Source organism: Actinomycetota bacterium, from assembly GCA_036280995.1.
In the GTDB taxonomy this organism is placed as follows: domain Bacteria; phylum Actinomycetota; class CALGFH01; order CALGFH01; family CALGFH01; genus CALGFH01.
The window spans coordinates 1-5116 of the sequence record DASUPQ010000385.1; the positions used below are offsets into that span (position 1 = coordinate 1).

3 protein-coding genes are annotated in these 5116 nt (G+C 69.6%); 2 read left to right on the top strand and 1 reads right to left on the bottom strand.

Annotated elements, in window-relative coordinates:
• Positions 1-255: 255 nt before the first annotated feature.
• Positions 256-696, top strand: coding sequence for a VOC family protein (locus tag VF468_12955; protein ID HEX5879205.1), 441 nt, complete (start codon positions 256-258; stop codon positions 694-696).
• A 393-nt stretch (positions 697-1089) separates the two neighbouring features.
• Here VF468_12955 and VF468_12960 read toward each other — a convergent pair whose 3' ends face one another.
• On the bottom strand, positions 1090-2946 hold the full coding sequence (locus VF468_12960) for a glycoside hydrolase family 15 protein (protein HEX5879206.1): 1857 nt from the start codon (positions 2944-2946) through the stop codon (positions 1090-1092).
• Between the two features lie 473 nt (positions 2947-3419).
• Here VF468_12960 and VF468_12965 point away from each other — a divergent pair, with 473 nt between their 5' ends.
• Positions 3420-4787 carry an MFS transporter gene (locus tag VF468_12965; protein ID HEX5879207.1) on the top strand — a complete coding sequence of 456 codons (1368 nt, stop codon included), beginning with the start codon at positions 3420-3422 and terminating at the stop codon, positions 4785-4787.
• Positions 4788-5116 lie beyond the last annotated feature (329 nt).

The window sequence follows — 5116 nt, forward strand, 5'->3', positions numbered from 1 at the left end:
GGAGCTGAACTGTCCCGACCCGGCCTCCAGCGGCCAGACGGTCCGGGTGCGGCTCAATCGGTCGGGGGACCGCCAGCTCTACCGGCTCCTCGAAGCCCTCCCCGCGCCTTGACCCAACATCGGAGCGTCAGGCGGAATGACAGTCGGACGTTCCGGCGGCCCTCCGGCTGACTCTCTCTATCGACGGCGCTTTCCTGCTATGGCGAGCGGCCCCATCATGGGTCCGCCATCCGCTGTCGACTGAGGAGGCGCTCGATGGCAGTCCCGCTTTCCCTCGGCCCGATTCACCATCTGCGGCTCACCGTCACCGACGTCCAGCGGTCCCGGGTGTTCTACACCGAGCTGCTCGGCTTCCAGATCGCCATGGACGCCCCACCGCCGGCCGACGACCCCCACCACGACCTGGCCACCGACCTGCTGCAGGACGGCATCGTCATGATCAACGGCGACCTGCTGCTCGGGCTGCGCCCGGTGGACGCCGAACGGGCCAACGACCGCTTCGACCCGTTCCGCTGTGGCCTGGACCATCTGAGCTTCGGCGTGGCCGACCGAAGCGAGCTGGAGACGGCGATGCAGGCGTTCGAGGAGCGGGGCGTGGACCACAGCGACATCACCGACCTGCCACCATTTGGCATCGCGGTCCTGCCCTTCAAGGACCCCGACGGGGTTGCACTCGAGCTCACCGCCCCGCTGTAGCCAACCGAGCCGGGATCACGCCCCCACTACCGACCTGCACTAGGGTCACCGGTCATCGTGGCCCCGATGACGCGACGGTTTCCGGCCGCGAAGCAGAGCGGAACTGGAGCCAGCGCTGCACGACGTCGGTGAACCCGCGCCGGGCAGGCTGCTCGATCGGCGCCAGCGGACGGTCAGTGGGAACGCCGGGTGTGGCCAGCAAGGCGCAGAACCGGTCCTCGGTAACGCCCAGCAGCGCCGCGCCTGCTCCTGGTCGGTGACGCCTGCAGCGCCCGCCTCGACCAGGAGTTGGGTCCCGACGTGATCGTCCTGGATCTCCGGTCGACCAGCGACTTCTCCTATTCGCGGGCGATCGATCGGCGGGCGCGCTAGTCGTGCTGGGCAACTGGTGGCTCACCCGGCACCGTCGGCGTCCGTGTGCCGGACGGGATCGAAGCCGGGGCCGTGGTCGAGCTGGTGGTCGAGGTTGATGGCGGCGTTGATCAGCGACAGATGCGTGAAGGCCTGGGGGAAGTTGCCCAGCTGCTCGCCGGTCTGGCCGATCTCCTCGGCATACAGGCCCAAGTGGTTGGCGTAGGTGAACATCTTCTCGAAGGCCAGCCGGGCCTGCTCCAGCCGCCCGGAGCGGGCCAGGGCGTCGACGTACCAGAAGGTGCAGATCGAGAAGGTGCCCTCGTGGCCGCGCAGCCCGTCCGGGGAGGCGCTCGGGTCATAGCGGTAGACCAGGCTGTCGGAGACCAGCTCGTCGTCCATCGCGTCCAGGGTCGACAGCCACATCGGCTCGCGGGGGGCCACGAAGCCGACCAGGGGCATCATCAGCAGCGAGGCGTCCAGCACCTCGGTCTTGTCGTGCTGGGTGAAGGCCCGGCGCTTCGGGTTCCAGCCCCGCTCCATGATCTGGGCATAGACCCGGTCGCGCTCCCCGACCCAGCGGCCAAGGTCGGCCGGCCGGCCATGCTCACGGGCCAGACGGACCATGCGGTCAAGGGCGACCCAGCACATCAGCCGCCCGTAGGTGAAGTTCTGCCGTCCGCCGCGGGTCTCCCAGACACCCTCGTCAGGCTGGTCCCAGTGCTCACACAGCCAGTCGGTCATCTGGGAGAGCTTGACCCAGCCGGGGTGGCCCACCCGCAGCCCGTGCCGGTCGGCCAGCCAGATCGAGTCCAGCAGCTCGCCGTAGATGTCCAGCTGGAGCTGGTCGGCGGCGCCATTGCCGATGCGGACCGGCTTGGAGCCGGCATACCCCTCCCAGTGGTCCAGGATCTCCTCCTCCAACTCCGAGGAGCCGTCGATCCGGTACATGATCTTGAGCGGCCCCGACGCCTCCCCAGCCTGCTCCTCGGCGCGGTCAGAAAGCCAGCGCATGAAGGCCTCGGCCTCCTCGGTGAACCCCAGCCCGAGCAGGGCATGGATCGAGAAGGAGCCGTCCCGGATCCAGGTGAAACGGTAGTCCCAGTTGCGCTCGCCCCCGACCAGCTCCGGCAGCCCAGCGGTGGCCGCGGCCACCAAGGCGCCCGTCGGGGCGTAGGTCAGCAGCTTCAGGGTGATCGCCGAGCGGTCGACCATCTCGCGCCAGCGGCCCCGGTAGCTGGAACGGCCCAGCCAGCCCCGCCAGAACCGCGCCGTCTCCTCGAACAGGCCCAAGAGCTCCTCAGGGACCGTCCGCTTGGGTGGGCCCGGGGCGGCCGACTCCAGCACCACCCCTCCCGCCTGACCGGCCCGCACCGTCAGCGCGCCGCGCAAGTCGTTGCCGTCGCGCTGCATCGCCCGCTGCCCGGCGCCGTGGACGGTCAGCTGGAGGGTCGGGGTGTGGAACACCGCCCCCTCGTCGGTCAGCTCCAGCTCATGGGGCTGGCGTCCGTAGTTGAAGCGGGGGGCGCACTCCATGACGAAGCGCATCTGGCCGCGCACACACCGCACCACCCGGACCAGCCGGTGCCGGTCGCTGGCCCGGTGGGGGTCATCGGCCGGCATGAAGTCGATCACCTCACCGACCCCGTCGGGGGTCATGAAGCGGGTGATCAGGATGGCGGTGTCGGGAAAGTACAGCTGCTTGGCGACATAGTCGTCCCCCTCGGGGCCGATGCGGAAGCGCCCACCGTTGTCGCTGTCCAGCAGCGAGGCGAACACACTCGGCGAGTCGAACCGCGGGCAGCACCACCAGTCGATGGTGCCATCGGTGGTGACCAGCGCGGCGGTCTGGAGATCTCCGATCAGCCCATGCTCGGCGATTGGCGGATAGCGATCCATGAGGCGGTCCTCCCCTGCGTCGGGCATGCGCTGCCCTCGTAGCCGGCGCGAATGCACTGTAGTCGGGACGCGTTGAGAACGGATCACCCCGTCCGGGTGATCTCTTCCGCACGAGCTCGTAGGCCTGCCGATCTTTGCGGCGTGAGGTCAGGGCAAGTCCACGCGTCCAAGGTCCCTTGACGGTTCTCCATCAGCCAGACGGACTTCTGCATAGCTGAGCGGAGCGGGGCGAGCCGCACCCGACGGATCGACACGAGCCTGTGGACAGCCAAATCACCTCGATCGGGTGAGGCCCCTTGCCGGCGCTGGCACCATGATCGACCGGAACACCAGAGGGGCCCCGGAGGGCAGGGGCGAGGACGCCGACACCTGGTGTGGTCCTGGGGTGGAGATGGCGTCCCGGTTCGTGTGGAGGTAGGTGCGAGGTGACAGAAGGCGGGACGGCGGGACGGCCGTCGAGCGCGTTGCGGCGGGTGTTGGTCCCGCTGGCGCTGGCCCAGTTCATCTGCAGCTTCGCCGGCACCAACATGAACGTGATGATCAACGACATGAGCCAGGACCTGGACACCACCGTCCAGGGCATCCAGGTCGCGATCACCATCTTCCTGCTGGTCATGGCGGCGTTGATGATCCCCGGCGGCAAGCTGACCGACCGCTGGGGCCGCAAGCGCTGCTTCACCGTCGGGCTGGTGGTGTACGGCATCGGCGCGCTGTTGAGCGCGGCCGCCCCCGGGCTGGGCGTCCTCATCCTGGGCAACTCGATCCTTGAGGGGGTGGGCACGGCGCTGCTGATCCCGCCCGTCTACATCCTCACCACCCTGCTGCTCACCGACCTCACCTCGCGGGCCCGGGCGTTCGGGGTGATCAGCGCGGCTGGAGGTGTCGGGGGCGCATCCGGGCCCCTGATCGGCGGCCTGATCACCGACGCGATCAGCTGGCGGGCCGCCTTCGTGTTCCAGGCCCTGGTCATCGCGGTGATCGTCTGGCTCGCCCGGCGGGTCCACGATCCCCTCCCGCCCGACCCCACCCGCCCCTTCGACACCGGCGGGGCGATCCTGTCGGCGGTCGGCCTGGTCCTGGTCGTCATGGGGATCCTGGCCGCCGACAACAACGGCTGGCTGATGCTCGCCCTGCTCGTCGCGGGGGCGCTGGTCCTGGCCTGGTTCTTCCGGTCGGTGCGGGCCAAGGAGCGCGCCGGCCAGGAGCCGTTGTTGTCGACGGGGTTGTTCCGCAACCGGACCTCGAACCTCGGCCTGGTCACCCAGAACGCCCAGTGGCTGCTGCTCATGGGCATCTCGTTCGTGGTCGCGGCCTACCTGCAGGTCGTCCGGGGCTATGACGCGATCCAGACCGGCCTGATCTTCACCGCCGCCACAGCCGGGTTGCTGGCCTCGTCGCTGGGTGCCGAGCGCTTCGCCAAGCGACGTCCCCAACGGACCCTCATCATGGCCGGCTTCCTGGTCACCATCGCCGGCATCGCCGTCCTGTTGGCCATGGTGATCGGCAACCCCAGTGTCTGGGCCTTCGCGCCTGGGCTGCTGCTGATCGGCTTGGGGCTCGGCCTGATGCTCACCCCCTCGGTCAACGTCGTGCAGTCCAGCTTCCCCGAGGCGCTACAGGGCGAGATCTCGGGCCTCTCGCGCAGCGTCTCCAACCTCGGCTCGTCGCTGGGCACCGCGATCGCCGGCACCATCCTGGTCGCCGGCATCACCGTCACGCCCGAGCGCTCCTATGGGCTGGCCATGATCGTGCTGGCCGCGGTCGGCCTCCTCGGGCTGGCGGCGTCGGCGCTTCTGCCCCGGACCCCGGCACCAGCCGACACCACCGCGCCCAGGCCGTGACCACCGCTCCTGGCACTCGGCACGTCTAGCCCCGGCGAGCCGCGGAGACACATCCTCACCGCCGCTCCGGTGTTCTCCTGCATCGTCTAGCTACAACCGGGCCGCGATCGTCGGCCGGCGGCCCGGCTGAGCGGCGTGCGGCGCGTCTCGACCGGCTGTTCGGGATATGCGCGACCTTCGCCCAGGTAAGGCTATACTCCCGGCATTGCGCTTACCGGGGGTGTCATGGAGACGAGCGGGTACCGGATCGATGGCGCCGGCACGGCGGTGGCCCTGGTCAACGCGGTCACGACGGGCGGTGGGCTCCCGGACGCCGGCCTCGCCGAACT